The organism is Dermatophilaceae bacterium Soc4.6 (assembly GCA_039889245.1).
In the GTDB taxonomy this organism is placed as follows: domain Bacteria; phylum Actinomycetota; class Actinomycetes; order Actinomycetales; family Dermatophilaceae; genus Lapillicoccus.
On record JAZGVH010000002.1, the window covers coordinates 3,525,417 to 3,544,373 of the forward strand.

Sequence of the window (18,957 nt, forward strand, 5' to 3'; positions counted from 1 at the left end):
CGTGGGGTCATGTCCCATGCGGTCCCCGCACCCCGCAGGTCGCCCCGGCTGGTCGCCTACATCACCGCGACCTCCGTCCTGGCGCTCGTGGGGTTCGTGCTCGCGTGGTGGCTGGCGCCGGCGCCGACCAACCTCGTCGCCCTCGTCGCCCTCACGGGCCTCGGTCTGCTCAGTGAGTTCCTCAAGGAGAGGGACGTCGGCGCGCGGATCCAGTTCTCCAACCTCAGCATCATCGTCCTCGCGGCCATCCCCCTGGTCGGCCCCGTCGGAGCGGCTGTCGTTGGAGCCGTGACCTTCGCGGTCAACCCGCGGCCCACCCCGCTGATCCGCCGGTACTTCAACTCCGTCGCGTTCCTCGTCCTGGGCACTCTCGGAGGCAGCGTCTACCTCCTGGTGGGGGGGGCTCGCGACCTGAACTCGGTCACCGGAGCCCAGTCCCTGGTGTTGAGCGTGGCACTGCCCCTGCTCCTGGCCGACGTCACGCAGATGGTCGGGAACGCCGTGCTCATCGCCGGCATCATGAACGCCGACATCCGACGGCCCTTCCGCGTCACCTTCCTCGGCATGGTGGGCACCTCAGGCCCGGCCTACCTCGGCTACGGCGTCGTCGGCTTCCTCCTCGTGGTGCTGTGGGTGCCCGCCGGCGTCGGTCCCTTCAGCGCCGTCCTCATCCTCGCGCCCCTCTTCGTCGCCCGTTGGGCGTTCGTGCAGTACGGCGACGAGGTGCGGGCCCACGAGAGCGCGCTGTCGGCGCTCGTCACAGCGGTCGAGACCAAGGACCCGCACTCGGTGGGCCACAGCGCGAGGCTGGCCGGCCTCGTGGAGTGGTTCGTCGAGCCCCTGGGGCTGTCCGTGCAGGAGGTCGGCGCCCTGCGCTTCGCTGCAATGCTCCACGACGTCGGCAAGGTGGGCCTCCCGACCCGCATCGTCCGAGGCGAGGGAGACCAGACCAGGGCCGATCTGATGGTTCTGGCCCGGCACAGCGAGAGCGGGGTCGACCTGCTCCGAGGGGTGACGTTCCTCGAGGACTCGCTCGACGGCATCCGCCACCATCACGAGCGATGGGACGGGCGCGGATACCCCGACGGTCTGGCCGGGGGCGATATCCCCCTGATCAGCCGGATCATCGCGGTGGCCGACGGCTTCGACTCCCTGACCGTGCGCCGGCCCGGCCGGGACGGCCTCGGCGTGCGTGACGCGCTGCTCGAACTGCGGGCGCGCTCCGAGACCCAGTTCGACCCCGCGATCGTCGATGCCCTCGCCCGGGTTCTGGAACGGCGCACCTGGGAGGCGGGGGTCGTCGAGATGGAGGACCCACCCGCGAGGGCGGCCTACTTCGACCACGACGACCCGGCGGCCTCCGACCTCTACGCCCGGCTGGTCGCCGACGTCAGGCCGTCGATCGGGCTGTTGCCGTGACCCGGCTCAGGCTGGTGGTGCGGCGTCGGCGGGGGATGCTCGTCATCGGCTTCGCGACCGCGCTCGGCCTGCTCTGCCTCGCCCGCACCGTCGCCGCCACCGTGGGGTGGACCGGTGGCTCCGGGACGGGTATCCGCGGCGCGCGCGAGGTGCTCGTGCTCGGGGTGTTCCTGGTCACCATCGCCGTGGGGGAGCTCAACCGGATCACGCTCCCGGGGTCTCGGGAGAGCGCCCCGATGTCGGTGGCTGCAGCCTACGCGCTGGCGATGACCGCCGAGGTCGACAGCCAGGCGGTGCACTTCGACGCGAGCACCACCATCGCCACCACTGCGGTGGCCATGGCCCTGCCGCTGCTGGTGACCGCCGTGGTCAAGCGACCCCGGCACCACCAAGAGGTGGCCGCCCGACTCCTCGGGGCCGCGGCCGCCGCCGTCATCTACCGCACGGTGCCGCTCGTCGGCGGTGCACCCCTGGTCGTCGCCCAGTCGGGGTGGGGGGATCAGCGGTGGCTGACCGCCGTCGCAATGGTGGTCGTCTCGGCGCTTGCCCTCGTCGCCGAGAGCCTGGTGTCGGCGACCCTGGCTGCTGGGGACGGTCACGTGCCCTGGCGGGTCGCGGTGCTCGACGAGCTGCGGCAGATGCTCGGTCTCAGCACGGCGCTCGCCGCTTCGGGCGCCCTCATCGCGCTGGCGGAGCCCGCGCTCGGGGTGATCGCCGTCCCGGTGTTCCTCATCCCGCTCGTCCTGACCCAGTGGTCGATCCGCCGCTACGCCGGCATCCGCGAGACCTACACCCAGACGATCCGCACCCTGTCGCGACTGACCGAGGTCGGCGGCTACACCCCCGCAGACCACCCGGCCCGCGTCGCGCGGCTCAGCATCGGGATCGGTCGCGTGCTCGGTGTCCCCTCGCGTGAGGTGGTCACGCTGGAGTATGCCGCGCTGCTGCACGACATCGGTCAGCTCGCCCTGCGGGTGCCGATCCCCGGTGGCGCCACGATGCTCGCGGCCCCCGCCGACCAGGACCGCATCGCCGTGGACTCCGCCCAGATCGTGCAGCGCACAGGGGTGCTCGACGAGGTGGCCGCCATCCTCGAGCTGCAGGCCCGGCCCTACCGGCACGTCCGCGAGCTGGGGGAGAAGATCCCCCTGGCGGCCCGGATCATCAAGGTGGCCAACGCCTACGACGATCTCGCGGGGGACGAGCCGACCCCCGCCAGCCGCGACACCGCCATCGAGCGCATCCAGCTCGGGTTGGGCTACGAGTACGACCCCGTGGTGGTCGACGCGCTGCAGCGGGTGCTCATCCTGCGCAGGGGCGAGGGAGTCCGGGACCCGCAGGGGTTCGACGGTGGAGCCGACGTCGCGGAGACGTCACTGCGATGACCGTGGGCGGCACCCCGCGAGGGGTACCGCCCACCGGCGCGCAGAGGAACTCGGCGTCAGGCCGCCTTCTTAGTCTCCCAGAAGATGTCGGCGATCTCGTCGATCTTCGCCAGCAGCTGGTCGGCGACCGCGACGTCCCACGAGGCCTTGGTGCCACCGGCACCGGCGAGCTTGGTCGCCTCGTTGAACAGCTCGTGCAGCTGCGGGTACTTCTCGAAGTGGGGGGGCTTGAAGTAGTCGGTCCACAGCACCCAGAGGTGGTGCTTGACCAGGTCGGAGCGCTCTTCCTTGATGGTGCGCGCACGCGCCACGAAGTCGGCCGCGTCGTTGCCCTGGACCTTCTCCATACAGGCCTTGACCGACTGCGCCTCCAGCTTGGCCTGGGCGGGGTCATAGATGCCACAGGGGAGGTCGCAGTGGGCGCTGACCTCGATCGTGGGGGCGAACAGGCGGGTCAGGAGTCGAGCTGTCATCGCGTGATCCCTTTCGTCGGTGGGCAGCGGGGTGTCGTCGCTGCTTGACTCAACCTACCCCCGCACCCGGGAGCCGACATCCCGCAGGGGGCACCGGCGCCGACGGTGGGCCCTCAGCCGGGCCGCCGCGCCATCCAGCGCCCGAGCGGGCCGGGGAGGCGCGGGAGCCGGCAGACGACGAGACCGAGCACCCCGGCCTCGGGGACCGCCCCCACCAACCACGAGTCGACACCCTCGGCGGGGTTGTCGCGCTCCACCCACCAGCCCGCGCCGCCGGGCGCTCGGTGGGTGACACGCTTGACGGCGGGAGGCCGCGGGCCCGACTCCCCGTCCGGCAACCTCACGATCGCGAGCCGACCCCGCAGAGCGCGGACGCCGTAGGCGACCAGCAGGCGGTCTCCCTCGTGCAGCGTCGGCTCCATCGAGCGACCGTGCACCACGGCGACACCGACCCTGGGCCATCCCATGCGACCCATTCTGCTCACCCCGGGGGTGGCGGACGCGACCCGGGTCACATCGTGCTCGGATCGATGGCGCCGAACGGCTGAGGCATGGCACGATGAGGACAGGATCACCGGGCCCACCAGCTCCGGGCGTCCGTCACCAGCGTTGTAGTGGCCACCACCTCGGCCTGCGAATGCAGACATCCATGCGTGTGCCGCTCCGCCCCGGCGTCGTCCTCGTCGCCTGCCTCGAGCCTCCTCGAGATCCCTCTCTCGACCCGGAAGGGTTCCCCGTCATGACCTCCACCACCACCACGGACCCGACGACCGCCGATCCGTCGGTTGACGCGACTCACGACTCGACGAAGGGCGTCGGTGGCGCGTTCTTCGACCCCAACGACCCGGTCTTCCGGGCGCACATCGGTGGCAAGCTCGCCACGGCGGCCACGCACCCGCTGCGCGACGCGGCCGACCTCGCTCTGCTGTACACCCCGGGGGTGGCCCGCGTCTGCCAGGCCATCGCGGTCGACCCCAAGCTCGCGGCGACCTACACGACACGGCGCAACACCGTCGCGGTGATCAGCGACGGCACCGCGGTGCTGGGCCTCGGCGATATCGGCCCCCTCGCGGCGCTGCCGGTGATGGAGGGCAAGGCGGTGCTCTTCAAGCACTTCGCCGACGTCGACGCCGTGCCGCTGTGCATGGAGACGGGCACCGTGGACGAGCTCGTCGAGGCCATCGCCCGCGTCGCCCCGACGTATGGCGGCATCAACCTCGAGGACATCTCCGCCCCCCGCTGCTTCGAGATCGAGGCCCGGCTCAAGGCCCGCCTCGACATCCCGGTCTTCCATGACGACCAGCACGGCACCGCCATCGTCACCCTGGCTGCCCTGATCAACGGCGCCAAGGTGCTGGGTCGCCGTCTAGACGGCCTACGGGTCGTGGTGTCGGGCGCCGGCGCCGCCGGGGTGGCAGTGACCAAGATCCTGCTCCTCGCCGGTGTGCCCGACGTCGTCGTGGTCGACAGCCGGGGCACGCTGCACAGCGGTCGGGAGGGGCTGCCCAGCCACAAGACCGACCTCGTCGCCCTCACCAACCCGCGCGACGTCCAAGGTGGCCTGGCCGAGGCCCTCGACGGAGCCGACGTCTTCGTCGGGGTCTCCGGAGGGACGGTCCCCGAGACGGCGCTCGCCGGCATGTCGCCCGACGCCATGATCTTCGCGCTGGCCAACCCCGACCCCGAGGTGCACCCCGACGTGGCGCACCGCTACGCCCGGATCGTCGCCACCGGCCGCTCCGACTTCCCCAACCAGATCAACAACGTGCTCGCCTTCCCCGGCATCTTCCGCGGGGCCCTCGACTCGGGGGCCACGGCGATCACCGAGGACATGAAGCTCGCGGCGGCCCACGCCATCGCCGGGCTCGTCGAGCGACCGACGGCCGACACGATCGTGCCGAGCGTCTTCGATCCTCGTGTCGCGCCCGCGGTCGCTGCAGCGGTCACCTCCGCCGTCTGACTCGCAGCCCCCAGCGCTGCGTCAAGTCGCGTGGGGTGGGGTGGGGGTCGGTAGGGTCGGAGGATGGACGACCTGTGCCTGGTCACGGGCGGGGCCGGCTTCATCGGCGTCGCCGTCTCTGCCGCCCTCGCCGACTCGTTCGGGGCGGTCGTCGCCCTCGACAGCCTGCACCCGCAGGTGCACGAGCCTCGCGAGCGTCCGGCGGCTCTCGACCCCCGCGTCGAGCTGGTCGTGGGTGACGTGACGGACGAGCGGGTCTGGGACGACCTGCTGCGCGGCCTGCGTCCCCGGGTCGTGCTGCACCTGGCGGCGGAGACGGGCACGGCCCAGTCGCTCACCGAGTCCACCCGCCACTCGAGCACCAACGTCGTCGGCACGACCCGCCTGCTGGATGCCCTCGCGCGCCACGACGCCCTGCCGCAGCGCATCGTGCTCGCCTCCAGCCGTGCCGTCTACGGCGAGGGGGCGTGGGTCGACGCTGACGGGGCCGTGCGCCAGCCCGGTCAGCGCAGCCACGCGATGCTCGCGGCCGCGCAGTGGGACTTCCCCGGCCTCACCCCCCTCCCGGCCGGTGACCCTCGTATGCTTCCCGCCCCGACCAGCGTCTACGGCGCGACGAAGCTCGCCCAGGAGCACGTGCTCCGGGCCTGGGCGCTGGCGGTGGGGGTCGAGCCGAGCGTGCTGCGCCTGCAGAACGTCTACGGGCCCGGCCAGTCCCTCACGAACCCCTACACCGGCATCGTGCCGCTCTTCGCCCGGCTCGCCCGAGCGGGCGAGTCGATCCCGGTCTACGAGGACGGCGCCATCCTCCGTGACTTCGTGCACGTCGACGACGTCGCGAGAGCGCTCGTGCGGGCCGTCTGCGGTGACGCGGTCCCATCCGGGGCGGTCGACATCGGGTCAGGGGAGGCGACGTCGGTGCTCGCGCTCGCCCAGCAGGTCGCGTCGGTCTACGGCGCGCCGGACCCCCGGGTCACCGGCGCCTTCCGCGACGGCGACGTGCGGGCCTGCTGGGCCGACCCCGTGCCGGCCGGGCAGGAACTGGGATGGAGCCCCTCGGTGCCGCTCGCGGCCGGCCTGCCCGCGCTCTGCACGTGGATCGACGCGCAGGGACCGGAGGCCCCCGCCTGAAGCGCGGTCAGCGCCCGGCGAGCGAGCGGCGGAAGGCCACGCAGTCGTCGTACGAAGGGAGCAGGCCCTGCTCGGCCGCCTCGGCGAGCGTCGTTGCGCCCGTGTCCTTCTCGGACAGCACGGTGGCCAGGCCTTCGGGGAAGGCGAGCGCGATCTGCGGGTCGACCGGCGTGATGCCGCGCTCGCGGGTGGGGGCGTAGACCTCGGAGCAGAGGTAGACGCACATCCCCTCCTCGACGCAGACCAGCGCGTGCCCGAGACCCTCCGAGAGGTAGACGGCCCTGCGGTCGACGGTGTCGAGCCGCACGGCGTCGTACTGCCCGAAGGTCGGCGACCCGACCCGCACGTCGACCACGATGTCGAGGAAGACCCCCGACATGGCCTGGACGTACTTCGCCTGGGACGGCGGCACGTCGCTGTAGTGGATGCCGCGGACGGCGCCGGCGACCGACACCGACAGGTTGGTCTGGCGCACCGTCATCTCGTGACCGATGGCCTCGGCGAGGTGGTCGGTCCGGAAGCCCTCGGCGAAGACGCCTCGGCTGTCGGGGAACTGGCGCGGGGTGACGACCCAGGCGCCCTCGATGGACAGGGGGCTGATGTCCATCAGCGGCGGTCCTTTCCCTCGAGCAGCACGCCCTTCATGTAGGTGCCGTACCCGCTCTTGACGAGCGGGTCGGCGAGGGCGTCGAACTCGAGGTCGGTGAGCCACCCGTTGCGCCAGGCGACCTCCTCGACGCAGCCGATCTTCTGGCCCTGCCGGGCCTCGATGACGTGGACGAACTGACTCGCCTCGAGCAGCCCCTGGAAGGTGCCGGTGTCGAACCACGCCGTGCCGCGCGGCAGCACCGTGACCGACAGCGACCCGCGCTTGAGGTAGGCGTCGTTGATGCCGGTGATCTCGAGCTCGCCGCGGGCGCTCGGCTGCAGGTCGCGGGCGATCGCGATCACGTCGTTGTCGTAGAAGTAGAGCCCGGGGACGGCGTAGCTGCTCTTCGGCTCGACCGGCTTCTCCTCGATCGAGAGCACGGTGCCGTCGTCGTCGAACTCCACGACGCCGTAGGCCGACGGCTCGGTCACGTGGTAAGCGAAGACCTTGCCCCCGACGAGGTCGGCGTTCTCGCGCAGCGAGGTGCCGAGGCCGATGCCGTAGAAGATGTTGTCGCCGAGGACGAGGGCCACCGAGTCGTCACCGATGAAGTCGGCGCCGATGATGAAGGCCTGAGCCAGCCCGTCGGGGCTGGGCTGCACGGCATAGGAGATCTCGATGCCCCAGCTGCGCCCGTCGCCGAGCAGCCGCTCGAACTGGTCGACGTCCTGCGGGGTGGTGATGACCAGGATCTCGTGGATGCCGGCCATCATCAGCGTCGAGAGCGGGTAGTAGATCATGGGCTTGTCGTAGACCGGCATGATCTGCTTGCTGATGCCACGGGTGATGGGGTGCAGACGCGTGCCCGAGCCACCGGCGAGGATGATTCCCTTCATGGGTGCCGACCCTACCGACCGAGGTCGCCCCGTGGACAACCGACGCAGCCCGGACCGGGAGGGCCTGCCGGTCGCGATAGCCTCGACGCCATGAGAATCCTCGTGACCGGCGGCGCCGGCATGCTCGGGCGCGACCTCGACGACGTGCTCCGGACGGCCGGCCACGAGGTCACCCTGACCACTCGCAGCGACCTCGACATCACCTCCGCCGACGCCTGTGCGCAGGCCGTGACGGGCCACGACGCGGTGGTCAACGCCGCCGCGTGGACGGCCGTCGACGACGCCGAGACCCACGAGTCCGAGGCCTTCACCGCCAACGCCACCGGCGCGGCGACCCTCGCCACGGCCAGCGCCCGGGCCGGTGCCCGCCTGGTGCAGGTCTCCACCGACTACGTCTTCGACGGCACGGCGACGACCCCGTATGCCGAGGACGCACCGCTGGCGCCCATCTCCGCCTACGGCCGCACCAAGGCCGCAGGCGAGTGGGCCGTGCGGGCGATCTGCCCCGACGCCCTCGTCGTGCGCACGGCCTGGCTCTACGGCGAGCACGGCCCCAGCTTCGTGCGCACGATGGCCCGGCTCTCCACGCAGCACCCGACCCTGTCGGTCGTCGACGACCAGCGGGGGCAGCCCACGTGGACGCGCGACCTGGCCGAGGGCATCGAGCGGCTGCTGTCGGCCGGTGCGCCGGCGGGCACCTACCACGGCACCGCGCAGGGTGAGACGACTTGGTGGGGGCTGACCCGCGAGATGTTCACCCTGCTCGGGCTCGATCCCGAGCGGGTGGCCACGACCACGACCGCGGCCTTCCCCCGACCGGCCCCCCGCCCCGCCTACTCCGTGCTGGGGCACGACGCGTGGGCCCGCGCCGGCGTCGAGCCGCTGCCGCCGTGGCGGGCCTCGCTCGCCCGGTCGGTCCGGGCCGTCACGGCCCCCGTGCTCGCCCCGGCCGTCGACGGCTCGACCGTCGGAGGGGCGCGATGAGCGACCTCGTGCGTCGCGTGCTGCGTCGGGGCGGCGACGAGCCGGTCGACCCGGCCCGTGAGCACCTCACCGACACCCCCGAGACGCTGGTGCCCGGGCTGGTCTCGGTCGTCCTCGTCAACTACAAGGGGGCCGACGACACGATCACCTGCCTGCGTGCTCTGAAGGAGCTCGACTGGCCCGCCGAGCAGCTCGAGCTGCTGGTCGTCGACAACGACTCGGGCGACGGGTCCGCCGAGCGCATCCGGGCGGCGCTGCCCGACGTCGTCGTGGTCGAGTCGGGCGGCAACCTCGGCTTCGCCGGTGGCTGCAACCTCGGATCGTCCCGCGCCACAGGCGAGTTCGTGGCCTTCCTCAACAACGACGCCCGCCCCGACACCGGGTGGGTCTCGGCTGCCATCGCCGTCTTCCTCGCCGACCACGAGGTCGGCGCCGTGGCCTCCAAGGTCCTTGACTGGGACGGCAAGCTCGTCGACTTCGTCGACGGGTCGCTCACCTGGTGGGGCGGCGGCTACAAGCGCGAGGCCGAGCACGTCGACGCACCGGGCTACGACCGGCCGCAGGACGTCCTCTTCGGCACCGGCGCCGCGATGTTCGTGCGCCGGGCGCTCTTCCACGAGCTCGGCGGCTTCGACGAGCGCTTCTTCATGTTCTACGAGGACGTCGACTTCGGCTGGCGGCTCAACCTGCTCGGCCACCGCTTCCGCTACGTGCCCACCTCGCTGGCCTTCCACAAGCACCACGCGACGATGAACAAGTTCGGCAGCTACCGCGAGGCCTACCTCCTCGAGCGCAACGCGCTCATGTCGCTCTACAAGAACTACGACGACGAGACCCTCGCCCGCACCCTCCCGGGAGCGATGGCCCTCGCGGTGCGGCGCTCCGTGGCCCGCACCGACCTCGACGCCCGGATGCTCGACCTGCAGGTGCGACCGGGCGGCGACGGTGACCCCGACGTCGCCGTGCCGAAGATGGCCCTGACGGGCCCCCTGGCGATCGACTACCTCGTCGAGCACCTGCCGACGCTCCTGCGCGACCGGGAGGACCTCCAGCGTCGTCGCCGCCGGTCCGACCTCGACCTCTTCCCGCTCTTCCGCCAGGCGCTCGAGCCGGCTTACCCGTTCGACTCCTACGTCAAGGCGCACGGTGACGTCGTCGAGGCCTTCGGTATCGAGCAGGTCTTCAGCCGGCGCCGCCGGGTGGCCGTGGTCACCGGTGAGCCGCTCGGTGAGCGGATGGCCGGGCCTGCCATCCGCGCCTACGAGATGTCGCGCCTGATGGGTCTCGAGCACGAGGTGCGGCTCGTCACCACGGCCTCGCGGTGCGACATCGGGGGTGACGGCTTCGACACGGAGTCGATCACGAGCAAGAAGGCCCTCAAGGAGCTGGTCGAGTGGGCGGACGTGCTGGTCTTTCAGGGCCTGCTGCTGTCGTTCCACACCTGGATCGAGGAGAGCGACACCGTCCTCGTCGCCGACGTCTACGACCCCTTCCACCTCGAGACCCTCGAGCAGGAGCGGGCCCGCCCGACCGACGAGCGCCAGAAGATCTCGCACGACACCGTCGATGCGCTCAACCGGCAGCTCTCCCGTGCCGACTACCTGCTGTGCGCCTCCGAGAAGCAGCGTGACTTCTGGCTCGGTCAGCTCGCCGGCATGGGGCGCATCAACCCCTTCACCTACGACGCCGACGAGAGCCTGCGCCGCCTGATCGACGTCGCCCCCTTCGGGCTGTCGGCCGGCGCCCCGGTGCAGACCCGGCACGCGCTCAAGGGCACCTTCCCGGGAATCGGTGTCGACGACAAGGTCGTCCTGTGGGGTGGCGGGGTCTACAACTGGTTCGACCCGCTCACCCTCATCCGGGCCATCGACGTCGTGCGCCGCACCGTCCCGACCGTACGACTCGTCTTCCTGGGAATGAAGCATCCCAACCCCGGCGTGCCCGAGATGGACATGGCGGCGCGCACGCGCGAGCTGGCCCGCTCCCTCGGCCTCGAGGGCACCCACGTCTTCTTCAACGAGCAGTGGGTGGCCTACGACGACCGGCAGAACTACCTGCTCGACTCCGACATCGGCGTCAGCTGTCACTTCGACCACGTGGAGACCGAGTTCAGCTTCCGCACCCGCATCCTCGACTACCTATGGGCGGGGCTGCCGATCGTGTGCACCGACGGTGACGCCTTCGGTGACCTCGTCTCGCGCGAGGGTCTCGGCGCCGCCGTGCCCCCCGAGGACGTCGAGGCCCTCGCCCGGGCCATGGCCGACCTGCTCACCGACGAGGAGGCGGCTGCCGCGGCGTCGGAGCGGTCGCGTGCGATCGCCGCGGACTTCACCTGGACCCGTTCGCTGGCACCGCTGCTCGCGTTCGTCCGCAACCCCACCCGGGCGCCCGACATCGCCCGCAGCAAGGGCGAGGTCGTCGTCTCCGCGGGCCGCTCGTTCACTGCGCCGCTGCCGAAGGCGCGCATGAAGGACGACCTCCAGCTGGCCAGGCGCTACCTCGAGGAGGGTGGCGTCGGTGAGATCGCCCGCCGCGCCTCCGGCCGCATCCTGCGCCTGGCCCGCGGCGGCTGACCCCGGGGGCGGACGGCCCCCAGCCATCCGACCGGGGGCGGTGGGGCCCCATGACAGGACACCGGGCACACTGGGTGCCCGGTTCATCCCCGGACGCGGCCTCCATGGGGGTGTTGCGGTCGCTCCAGGTCGCAGATCTTCGAGCTGTGGTGAGCCTCTGGCTGTGGCGGTCGCCTGAGGTCGAGGATCTTCGCGCTGTGGCGGCGTTGACTGTCGATGGGCGGCCCCACGTCAGGAGCCGAGCAGGCGGGCCACGTCGCTCCGGCGACGCCGCATGTCGGCCGGCATCGCCCGGCGGGTCGCCAGGGTGCGGGGGAGGCGTCGCAGGAACGCGGCATACGCGCGCAGGCGCAGGAGACCGTCGGGTCGCGCGGGGCCGCCCCGGGCGATGCGCACCAGCGACATCACCGGGTGGCGCAGCACGACGGGCACGACCAGGCGCCACGGGGCGTCCTTGACCAGGGTGGTCAGGCGGTTGCGCTCGTTGTGGAAGCGGAAGACCGGGCTGCCGAGCCCCGACGACGCGCCGTGCTCGTGGTGCACGACGGCCTCGTGCACGTAGCGCACCGACCAGCCACCGAGGCGCAGCCGCCACGAGAGGTCGGTGTCCTCGTAGTAGAGGAAGTAGGCCGCGTCGAAGCCGCCCACACCGGCCACGGCTTCCGCGTCGAGCAGCACCGCCGCCCCGCAGAAGCCGAAGACGTCGGCCGGAGGGTGCGAGTCGGCCGCGGGCACCAGCCAGTCGCGGTCGGCTCCGTTGCCGTCGCGGTGCACGAGCACGCCCGTGGAGTTGACCCGCTCCTGACCGTCGACGGGCTGCGCCAGCAGCACCCGTGCCGTCCAGGCCGCGACCGGCAGCTCGGCCGCGAGGTCGGCGTCGCGGGAGCGCACCAGGGTCTCGAGGAAGTCGGTCTCGGGGATGGCGTCGTTGTTGAGCAGCACGACCCACGGCGAGGCGACGACCTCGAGCGCGGCCGCCACGCCGCCGGCGAAGCCGAGGTTGCGCTCCAGCCGCTGCACGGTCGCCTCGGGATGGTGCTGGGCCAGCGCGGACGCCGTCCCGTCGTGCGAGCCGTTGTCGACGACGTGCACCGCCCAGCGCGAACGGTCGAGGCCCTGCTGCCGCAGCGAGTCGAGGCAGGCCAGCACGAGGTCACGGGCCTCCCAGGTGACGACGACGACGGTGAGCTCGGGCGTCACGCCTCGACGCTCTGCACGACCTCAGGCTGCTCGGGCTCGGCGACCGGCTCGGCGACCGGCTCGGCGACCGGCTCAACGGGCACCGCGACCTGTTCCTGCGGCGTGAGGAAGCGGGCCTGGCCCGGCGCCGTGCGCAGCTCGCTCTGACGCACCCGGATGCCGGGCAGGACGGCGGTGGCGATGGACGACTCTCCGTGGCGCAGGGTGAGCACGAGGCTGACGTCGCCGAGCAGCTCGGGCAGCTGCGTGATGCGCCACCGCATCGAGGAGCGGTGACCGGCGCGCACCTCGGAGGGCGGAATGACCAGGGGCCGCGGGTCAACCTCGATGACCGTGTCCCCGACGCCGTCGATCATCGTCAGCGACGCGGTCAGGGGCTCGTCGAGGTGGTCGTCGACCCAGTCGATGTCGGCCATGAAGAGGGCCTCGCCGTCGGCCGAGAAGCTGTCGGGGGTCAGGTTGGTGCTGGGGTCGACCAGCAGGACGGCCGCGATCTTGGCCAGACCCACGTCGGCGCGACCCACGTTGTCGACGCCCATCAGCTCGTTGAGGCGGTCGCCGCCCTCTCGGGTGGGGCCGTCGAAGATGACCTGGCCGTGGCTGAGCAGCACGGCGCGGGTGCACAGCGCCTCGACCAGCTGGGCCGAGTGCGACACGAAGAGGATGGTCTTGCCCTGCCGCTGGAACTCGCCGATGCGGTCGAGGCACTTCTTCTGGAAGGCGGCGTCGCCGACGGCGAGCACCTCGTCGACGATGAGGATGTCGGGGTCGATGTGCACGGCGACCGAGAAGCCGAGCCGCACATACATCCCCGAGGAGTAGTGCTTGACGGGGTTGTCGATGAACTCGCCGAGCTCGCTGAAGGCGACGATCTCGTCGAAGAGCGCGTCGGTCTCGGTCTTGGGCACACCGAGCAGGGCGGAGTTGAGGTAGATGTTCTCGCGGCCCGTCAGCTCACCGTCGAAGCCGGCCCCCAGCTCGAGGAGCGAGGCGACGCGACCCTCGATCTGCACCGTCCCCTCGGTCTGGCGCAGGATGCCGGAGAGGACCTTGAGCAGGGTCGACTTGCCCGACCCGTTGGGGCCCATCAGCCCCACGGTCTCGCCGCGGCGCACGACCACGTCAACGCCCCTGAGGGCCCAGAAGTCGTCGGAGGGCCCCTGCTCGCGGCGGATCACCCGCTCCTTGAGGCTGGTGGCCTTGCGGCTGTGCCGCTGGAAGCGCTTGCCCACTCCCGTCGCCGCGATGAGCACGGGGGCGTCGGGGTCGAGCTCCTGCCCGAGCGAGCGCACCATCTACAGCTCCTCGGCGAAGTCGGCCGAGAGGCGCCGGAACTGCCACACGCCGAGAGCGAGGACGCCCAGGGAGACGGCGAAGCCGAGGGCCAGTGCCTTGACGTAGAAGATGTCGTCGGGGCTGGCGAGGATCAGGTTGCCGTTCGGGTCGTAGACCTGGCCGTAGATGGCGCGCTGGAAGCTCGCGGTGACGCCAGCCATGGGGTTGAGGTAGAACGCGGCCAGCGGCAGCCCGCCGTGCAGCTTCTCGTGGACGAGGGCCGGCGGGTAGATGACGGCCGAGAGCCACACCCAGGCGAACATCCCGACCTCGAGGATGTGCTGGGTGTCCTTGTAGCGCACGGTCGTGCTCGAGACGAAGAGGGAGAGCCCCACGGTGAGGGTGAGCACGACCAGCCCGGCAGGCAGCAGCAGCAGCAGCTCGGGGCGCAGCGGCGCGTGGCCGGTCAGCGTCATCGCCAGGATGAGCACGACGTACTGCAGCAGCACCTGCACCCCGGCGAAGCCGATCGAGGCCAGCGGGAGGGCGATGTGGGGGAAGGGGACCTTCTTGACCAGGCCGGCGTTTCCGGTGATCGAGGTGGAGGCGCCCATCACGCCCATCTGGAAGAGGTTGAAGACCAGCAGCCCGGAGAGCAGGAAGTAACCGAAGATCGGCACGTTCGACTTGAAGACGTAGGAGAAGACGAAGGTGTAGACCACCAGCATCAGCAGCGGGTTGGCCAGTGACCACATGAAGCCCAGGGTCGAGCCCTGGTACTTGATCTTCAGGTCCTTGCGGACCAGCTGCGTGATCAGCTGCAACCGCAGGGACGACTGCGGTGAGTGGCGCTCCGTGGCCAGCGTCATGCGCGTCCTTCTGCTCGGTCGAGGCGTGCGAGGTGGGGTGATCCCCTGCGAGGGTGCTGGCCCACGATACCTGCGCCAGCCGTGCGCCGACACGCGCCGCCGGCGGGTGGCACGATGGCGCGGTGCCTGATGAGCCCCATGTCCTGAGCGCGCTCGTCGTCGCGACGCAGCTCTCCGCGCCCCTGCCGGGAGGGACGGGCCGGTATGCCGCGAACGTCCTGCGCTCGCTCGACGCGACCCGGCCGGCCGGAGCCGGCCTGACGGCATACCTGTGTGGCGGGGTCGTGCCCGGCGGCGGTCTCGAGCTGCCGGTGGGGCTCGACTCCTCACGGTCGCCGATGGGCTTCCGGGTGCTCGCGCGGCTCTGGGAGCGGGGGCTGCCACCGCGTGCCCCACGCGCCGACCTGGTGCACGCCACGACCCTGATGGTGCCGCCGACCCGCGCCGGGTCGCGGCTGGTCGTCACCGTGCACGACGTCGTTCCGTGGACCCACCCCGAGACGCTGACGCCCCGCGGCGTCGCCTTCCACCGGCGGATGGCTGAGCGCGTGGCCGGCAGCGCCGACCTGATCATCGCGCCGACGGCCGTCGTGGCGCGGCGGCTCGATGAGCTCCTGCAGCCGGCCTGTCCGGTGCGGGTCGTGCCCCCCGCGGTCGCCGCGGTCTCCGTGCCGGCCGATGCGCCAGCCCGGCGACGGGCCCTGGGCGTGCCGCCGCGCTACCTACTCGTGGTCGGCACCGCCGAGCCCCGCAAGGGCCTCGACGTGCTGGTGGACGCGCTCGCGGCCGACCCGGGTCTGCCGACCCTCGTCGTGGTTGGACCGCAAGGCTGGGGCGACGTCGGCGTCGACGACCTGGCCCGGCGACGTGGGGTGGGTAAGCGGGTGCTCGTGGTCGGGCGGGTCAGCGACCCCGACCTCGCCGCCCTGTATGCCGGCGCGCTGACCCTGGTCGTGCCCAGTAGGGCGGAGGGCTTCGGGCTGCCCGTCATCGAGGCCATGTCGGTCGGGGTGCCGGTGGTGACCAGTGACGACCCGGCGCTGGTCGAGGTGGGCGGGGGAGTAGCTACGATCGCTCCCGTGGGGGACGCCGAGGCCCTCGCTGCGGCCGTGGCCCGCGTCATCGACATGGTCAACATGGTCAACGCGGCTCACGTAGGGAGCGGTGCGGACCGAGGTGTCGGCATGGCCGAGCGTCGACGGGCAGAAGCCTTCGCACCGGCCCTCGTGGGGGCTCGACTGTGGGCGGAGTACGCCGCCGTCGTGGTCAGCTGAACCTGGTGGACGGGCGCTCAGGCGAGCACGTCGGCCAGCGATGTGGCGCCCTGGATGCGGCGCAGCCCGGCTGCGAAGCCCTCCGCGGCGAGGCCTTGGGACAGGGCGTCCAGATCGGCCGACTCGCCGAACTTCTCGACCAGCAGGACCCGTAGGCCAGCAGCCTCACCCGCGGTGTACCCGCGGGCCTCCCCGCGGGCCTCCCCGCGGGCCAGGAGTGCCCGGCCTTCCGCGGTGCGCTCAAGCACGTCGCTCATGTCGTTCCTTCTGATGGAGTCGGTGATAAGGGCCGCCAGCAGATCGTCTGCTCCCAGCATAGCGAGATCGACGAGGGTGGCCCGGGCATCCGGGTCGTCCGTCACCGCCGCGATCTGGGCAACCACCGCGTCGACGAGCGTCGGTGACGCACGCGATCCGAGGGCCAGCGGAGCCAGAGGAGAGCCGCGGAGCACGGTCTGGTCCAGGGTGGTGACGTCCAGCACGTCGTAGGTCAGGGTGAGCCCGCCGGCCTCGTACTGGCCCGTGTAAGGACCGCCGAGGGGCAAGATCACGACCTGTCGTGGCGGCTCGCCGTGCTCGGTCGTGATGGCCAACCAGTGCCGCACCAGCCGGAGCTCGAAGTCGTCGGCAGGTGAGCGCTGGACTTCGACGTGCACCACGAACGGAGCGCCGTCGGGCGGTCGGACCTGGAAGACGCCGTCAGCGCGCAGCTTCATCGTGAACTCGGTCGGCGCCGGGGTGACCTCGGCTCCAGTGGCGTCGATGTCGCACAGGATGCGCAGGGCCTCGCGCGGGAAGTCTCGGAACAGACGCTTGTACACACCGTCCCAGTCTTCTGGCATGGACCCCTCCTCCGGGTGGGTTGGCCACGGGCTCTGCCCGGGGCGCCGCGATTCCAGCGGTCTGATGGGAACGCTAGGGGGAGGGTCTGACAGGCCATGGCGACTGAGGCCGAGCAGGCTGGCGCGCTCGTGCACCCGGGCCGCGCGGTCTGGCCGAAGGCGATCCACTGGCCACTCCCACCCCTTGCCACCCGACGGTTGGATACGTAGAATCGAACACGTGTTCGAGTGGGTGGAGGTGACGGCAGCGGTGACGGAGGGTTCCGTGTCACCGCTGTCGCTGGTGTCCGCGCTCGGAGACCTCACGGACCCGGCCGTGCTCGGGCTGGACGAGCAGGAGGCGTTGGCGGTCGTCGAGATCGTCGAGCGGGCCACGGCCGCGTTGTCCGCGGTGTCGGTGCTCGCGATGGTGGCGTTCGTGCGGCGGTCCGCGGAGCGGCTGGCCGTCGAGCAGGAGCAGCAGCGTCAGCTGGGCCAGCTGGGCCCGGGGGGCCCGGGGGGCCAGGGGGGCCCGGGTGGGCCAGGGGGGCCAAGGGGGTCGGCGGCCGCACCCGGGGGAGACGGCGGCGGAGGTCGCGACCGCGATGCTCGCGCCGGTGGTGCACCTGACCCCGCGCACGATGAGTGCCCGCCTGCACGAGGCGCACACCCTGGTCACCGACCTGCCCGCCACGTTCGCGCTGGTGCGGGGGGGCCGTCTCGACCGGCACCGGGCCGGTGCGGGTCGCTGCGGAGGCCGCGCTCGTCGACCCCCCGTTGCGGGGCGAGTTCGACACCGAGATCACGACCATCTCCGGTCGTGTCCGCACCCCACTGGTCGACCTGACCCCGGGCGGGGTCCACCGCCGCGCCGCCGGGGTCGCGGCCACGGTCGACCCCGACAGTGCCGCCGCCCGCGCCGCCGCCGCACTCGACGAACGGTTCGTCCGGGTCCGGGCCGGCGCTGACCCCGGCGTCACGTCCTGGACGGCGTCGTTGCCGTCGGACACGTCCCTCCAGGCGTGGGCCGCGATCGACGCCCTCGCCAGCCAGTACGCCACCACCACCCCCGGACTGCGGATCGGTCAGGCCCGCGCCGACGCGATGGTCGACCTGATCCTGGCCCAGGCCACTATCAGCACCACCATCGAGCTCCTCGTGCCCTACCCCCCACCACCACCCAGCACCGGCGACCACAACCACACCGCCACACCCCACACGCCCCACACACCCCACACACCCCACACACCCCACACACCCGACACGACCCACACGGCGTGCACGCCGCGACCACCAACAGCCCTCGCAGCCCCGTCAGGCCCGTCAGGCCCGTCGGGCCCGTCAGGCCCGGCAGGCCCGGCAGGCCCGGCAGGCTCGATCTGTCCCGTAGCCGACGACCCCGACGCGACCTGTCAGACCTGCAGCCCACCCCCTCGACGGGTCACCACCGACGAACGCCACCTGCACCTCATCGTCTCCCAGGGCACGCGGATCCACCTCGAGACCCTCACCCCCCTGGAGTGGCACCACGGAGGCCTGCCCTCACACTGCACCCCCACCCCCGTGCCTGAGCCTGCTGAATCAGAGGCTGAACCAGCGGCTGAACCAGCGGCTGAACCAGCGTCGCAGCCAGACGGCCAGCCCGGCCTGGCAGAGCTGGAGGACCTACTGCGCCTGCACGAGCTGCTCCTCGAAGAGCCGCCGTCAGAGGCGGACCGCGACCTCGGACCAGACCCCGACCAAAGCGGTGACGCCCCGGCCACCCGGCAGCCACCGGCATCACCAGCACCCTCGGGGGAGGCACCCGCCCCCCTCACACCCCCCTGACGCTCCCCCCACACGACCGATCAGCCACCAGCCGGATCGGGGTCCTGCACACCCGCGTCGGCATCATCCTCAACACCGCCATCACCACCTGGCTCGCCCACCCCGACACCGCGATCCGCCTCCACGGGTACGACCCCACCACCGGCACCATCGTCGTACACGACCCCACCACCTACCGCCCCAACGCCCGCCTCGCCCGCCTCATCCGCGCCCGCGACGGCCACTGCCGCTTCCCCGGCTGCACCACCGACGCCGCCCGCACCGACCTCGACCATGTCACC

The 18,957-nt window shown here is 71.8% G+C and carries 18 protein-coding genes; 8 read left to right on the forward strand and 10 right to left on the reverse strand.

Annotated elements, in window-relative coordinates; all coding sequences use genetic code 11:
• Nucleotides 1-9 precede the first annotated feature (9 nt).
• Both V3N99_16530 and V3N99_16535 read left to right on the forward strand, forming a co-directional pair.
• Nucleotides 10-1,419: an HD domain-containing phosphohydrolase gene (locus tag V3N99_16530; protein MEO3938346.1), complete on the forward strand. Its 1,410-nt coding sequence runs from the start codon at nucleotides 10-12 to the stop codon at nucleotides 1,417-1,419.
• Nucleotides 1,416-2,804: an HD domain-containing phosphohydrolase gene (locus V3N99_16535; protein MEO3938347.1), complete on the forward strand. Its 1,389-nt coding sequence runs from the start codon at nucleotides 1,416-1,418 to the stop codon at nucleotides 2,802-2,804. The genes V3N99_16530 and V3N99_16535 overlap by 4 nt, the downstream gene beginning before the upstream one ends.
• 56 nt (nucleotides 2,805-2,860) lie before the next feature.
• On the opposite strand, the gene sodN is transcribed toward V3N99_16535, so the two are convergent.
• The gene (sodN, locus tag V3N99_16540; protein MEO3938348.1) at nucleotides 2,861-3,277 is read right to left on the reverse strand and encodes a superoxide dismutase, Ni; all 417 of its coding nucleotides are present in this window, start codon (nucleotides 3,275-3,277) and stop codon (nucleotides 2,861-2,863) included.
• A 113-nt stretch (nucleotides 3,278-3,390) separates the two neighbouring features.
• Complete coding sequence (locus V3N99_16545; protein ID MEO3938349.1) at nucleotides 3,391-3,744, reverse strand: S26 family signal peptidase; 354 nt, start codon at nucleotides 3,742-3,744, stop codon at nucleotides 3,391-3,393.
• Nucleotides 3,745-4,016: 272 nt separating this feature from the next.
• Between V3N99_16545 and V3N99_16550 the strand changes: the two genes are divergently transcribed.
• Both V3N99_16550 and V3N99_16555 read left to right on the forward strand, forming a co-directional pair.
• Nucleotides 4,017-5,237, forward strand: coding sequence for a malic enzyme-like NAD(P)-binding protein (locus V3N99_16550; protein ID MEO3938350.1), 1,221 nt, complete (start codon nucleotides 4,017-4,019; stop codon nucleotides 5,235-5,237).
• 63 nt (nucleotides 5,238-5,300) lie between these two features.
• Complete coding sequence (locus tag V3N99_16555; protein MEO3938351.1) at nucleotides 5,301-6,368, forward strand: NAD-dependent epimerase/dehydratase family protein; 1,068 nt, start codon at nucleotides 5,301-5,303, stop codon at nucleotides 6,366-6,368.
• A 7-nt stretch (nucleotides 6,369-6,375) separates the two neighbouring features.
• Here V3N99_16555 and rfbC read toward each other — a convergent pair whose 3' ends face one another.
• The gene (gene rfbC / locus V3N99_16560; protein MEO3938352.1) at nucleotides 6,376-6,975 is read right to left on the reverse strand and encodes a dTDP-4-dehydrorhamnose 3,5-epimerase; all 600 of its coding nucleotides are present in this window, start codon (nucleotides 6,973-6,975) and stop codon (nucleotides 6,376-6,378) included.
• Nucleotides 6,975-7,853 (reverse strand): glucose-1-phosphate thymidylyltransferase RfbA, encoded by an 879-nt coding sequence (gene rfbA / locus V3N99_16565; GenBank protein ID MEO3938353.1) that lies wholly within the window; start codon nucleotides 7,851-7,853, stop codon nucleotides 6,975-6,977. Before rfbA ends, rfbC begins: the two co-directional genes overlap by 1 nt.
• Nucleotides 7,854-7,943: 90 nt before the next feature.
• Between rfbA and rfbD the strand changes: the two genes are divergently transcribed.
• Together rfbD and V3N99_16575 are read left to right on the forward strand one after the other, a co-directional pair.
• Nucleotides 7,944-8,837 (forward strand): dTDP-4-dehydrorhamnose reductase, encoded by an 894-nt coding sequence (gene rfbD / locus V3N99_16570; protein MEO3938354.1) that lies wholly within the window; start codon nucleotides 7,944-7,946, stop codon nucleotides 8,835-8,837.
• Nucleotides 8,834-11,410, forward strand: a complete 2,577-nt coding sequence (locus V3N99_16575) for a glycosyltransferase (GenBank protein ID MEO3938355.1) — start codon at nucleotides 8,834-8,836, stop codon at nucleotides 11,408-11,410. Before rfbD ends, V3N99_16575 begins: the two co-directional genes overlap by 4 nt.
• A 231-nt stretch (nucleotides 11,411-11,641) precedes the next feature.
• Here the strand turns inward: V3N99_16575 and V3N99_16580 are convergent, their stop codons facing one another.
• Genes V3N99_16580 through V3N99_16590 form a run of 3 tightly spaced genes read right to left on the reverse strand, consistent with a single transcriptional unit; the run spans nucleotide 11,642 to nucleotide 14,754 of the window.
• Nucleotides 11,642-12,610: a glycosyltransferase family 2 protein gene (locus V3N99_16580; GenBank protein ID MEO3938356.1), complete on the reverse strand. Its 969-nt coding sequence runs from the start codon at nucleotides 12,608-12,610 to the stop codon at nucleotides 11,642-11,644.
• Nucleotides 12,607-13,905, reverse strand: a complete 1,299-nt coding sequence (locus tag V3N99_16585) for an ATP-binding cassette domain-containing protein (protein ID MEO3938357.1) — start codon at nucleotides 13,903-13,905, stop codon at nucleotides 12,607-12,609. The genes V3N99_16580 and V3N99_16585 overlap by 4 nt, the downstream gene beginning before the upstream one ends.
• The gene (locus V3N99_16590) at nucleotides 13,906-14,754 is read right to left on the reverse strand and encodes an ABC transporter permease (GenBank protein ID MEO3938358.1); all 849 of its coding nucleotides are present in this window, start codon (nucleotides 14,752-14,754) and stop codon (nucleotides 13,906-13,908) included.
• A 122-nt stretch (nucleotides 14,755-14,876) separates the two neighbouring features.
• Here V3N99_16590 and V3N99_16595 point away from each other — a divergent pair, with 122 nt between their 5' ends.
• Nucleotides 14,877-16,028, forward strand: coding sequence for a glycosyltransferase family 1 protein (locus V3N99_16595; GenBank protein MEO3938359.1), 1,152 nt, complete (start codon nucleotides 14,877-14,879; stop codon nucleotides 16,026-16,028).
• 17 nt (nucleotides 16,029-16,045) lie between these two features.
• Here V3N99_16595 and V3N99_16600 read toward each other — a convergent pair whose 3' ends face one another.
• Nucleotides 16,046-16,870, reverse strand: a complete 825-nt coding sequence (locus tag V3N99_16600; protein MEO3938360.1) for a hypothetical protein — start codon at nucleotides 16,868-16,870, stop codon at nucleotides 16,046-16,048.
• Between the two features lie 268 nt (nucleotides 16,871-17,138).
• Nucleotides 17,139-17,489 (reverse strand): hypothetical protein, encoded by a 351-nt coding sequence (locus V3N99_16605; GenBank protein ID MEO3938361.1) that lies wholly within the window; start codon nucleotides 17,487-17,489, stop codon nucleotides 17,139-17,141.
• A gap of 98 nt (nucleotides 17,490-17,587) precedes the next feature.
• Here V3N99_16605 and V3N99_16610 point away from each other — a divergent pair, with 98 nt between their 5' ends.
• Nucleotides 17,588-18,676 (forward strand): hypothetical protein, encoded by a 1,089-nt coding sequence (locus tag V3N99_16610; protein ID MEO3938362.1) that lies wholly within the window; start codon nucleotides 17,588-17,590, stop codon nucleotides 18,674-18,676.
• 20 nt (nucleotides 18,677-18,696) lie between these two features.
• On the opposite strand, the gene V3N99_16615 is transcribed toward V3N99_16610, so the two are convergent.
• The gene (locus tag V3N99_16615; protein ID MEO3938363.1) at nucleotides 18,697-18,951 is read right to left on the reverse strand and encodes a hypothetical protein; all 255 of its coding nucleotides are present in this window, start codon (nucleotides 18,949-18,951) and stop codon (nucleotides 18,697-18,699) included.
• Nucleotides 18,952-18,957 lie beyond the last annotated feature (6 nt).

Coding starts and splice junctions, on each gene's coding strand:
- V3N99_16530 (MEO3938346.1), top strand. CDS start 10: ATGTCCCATGCGGTCCCCGCACCCCGCAGGTCGCCCCGGCTGGTCGCC.
- sodN (MEO3938348.1), bottom strand. CDS start 3,277: ATGACAGCTCGACTCCTGACCCGCCTGTTCGCCCCCACGATCGAGGTC.
- V3N99_16545 (MEO3938349.1), bottom strand. CDS start 3,744: ATGGGATGGCCCAGGGTCGGTGTCGCCGTGGTGCACGGTCGCTCGATG.
- V3N99_16550 (MEO3938350.1), top strand. CDS start 4,017: ATGACCTCCACCACCACCACGGACCCGACGACCGCCGATCCGTCGGTT.
- V3N99_16555 (MEO3938351.1), top strand. CDS start 5,301: ATGGACGACCTGTGCCTGGTCACGGGCGGGGCCGGCTTCATCGGCGTC.
- rfbC (MEO3938352.1), bottom strand. CDS start 6,975: ATGGACATCAGCCCCCTGTCCATCGAGGGCGCCTGGGTCGTCACCCCG.
- rfbA (MEO3938353.1), bottom strand. CDS start 7,853: ATGAAGGGAATCATCCTCGCCGGTGGCTCGGGCACGCGTCTGCACCCC.
- rfbD (MEO3938354.1), top strand. CDS start 7,944: ATGAGAATCCTCGTGACCGGCGGCGCCGGCATGCTCGGGCGCGACCTC.
- V3N99_16575 (MEO3938355.1), top strand. CDS start 8,834: ATGAGCGACCTCGTGCGTCGCGTGCTGCGTCGGGGCGGCGACGAGCCG.
- V3N99_16585 (MEO3938357.1), bottom strand. CDS start 13,905: ATGGTGCGCTCGCTCGGGCAGGAGCTCGACCCCGACGCCCCCGTGCTC.
- V3N99_16590 (MEO3938358.1), bottom strand. CDS start 14,754: ATGACGCTGGCCACGGAGCGCCACTCACCGCAGTCGTCCCTGCGGTTG.
- V3N99_16600 (MEO3938360.1), bottom strand. CDS start 16,870: ATGCCAGAAGACTGGGACGGTGTGTACAAGCGTCTGTTCCGAGACTTC.
- V3N99_16615 (MEO3938363.1), bottom strand. CDS start 18,951: ATGGTCGAGGTCGGTGCGGGCGGCGTCGGTGGTGCAGCCGGGGAAGCG.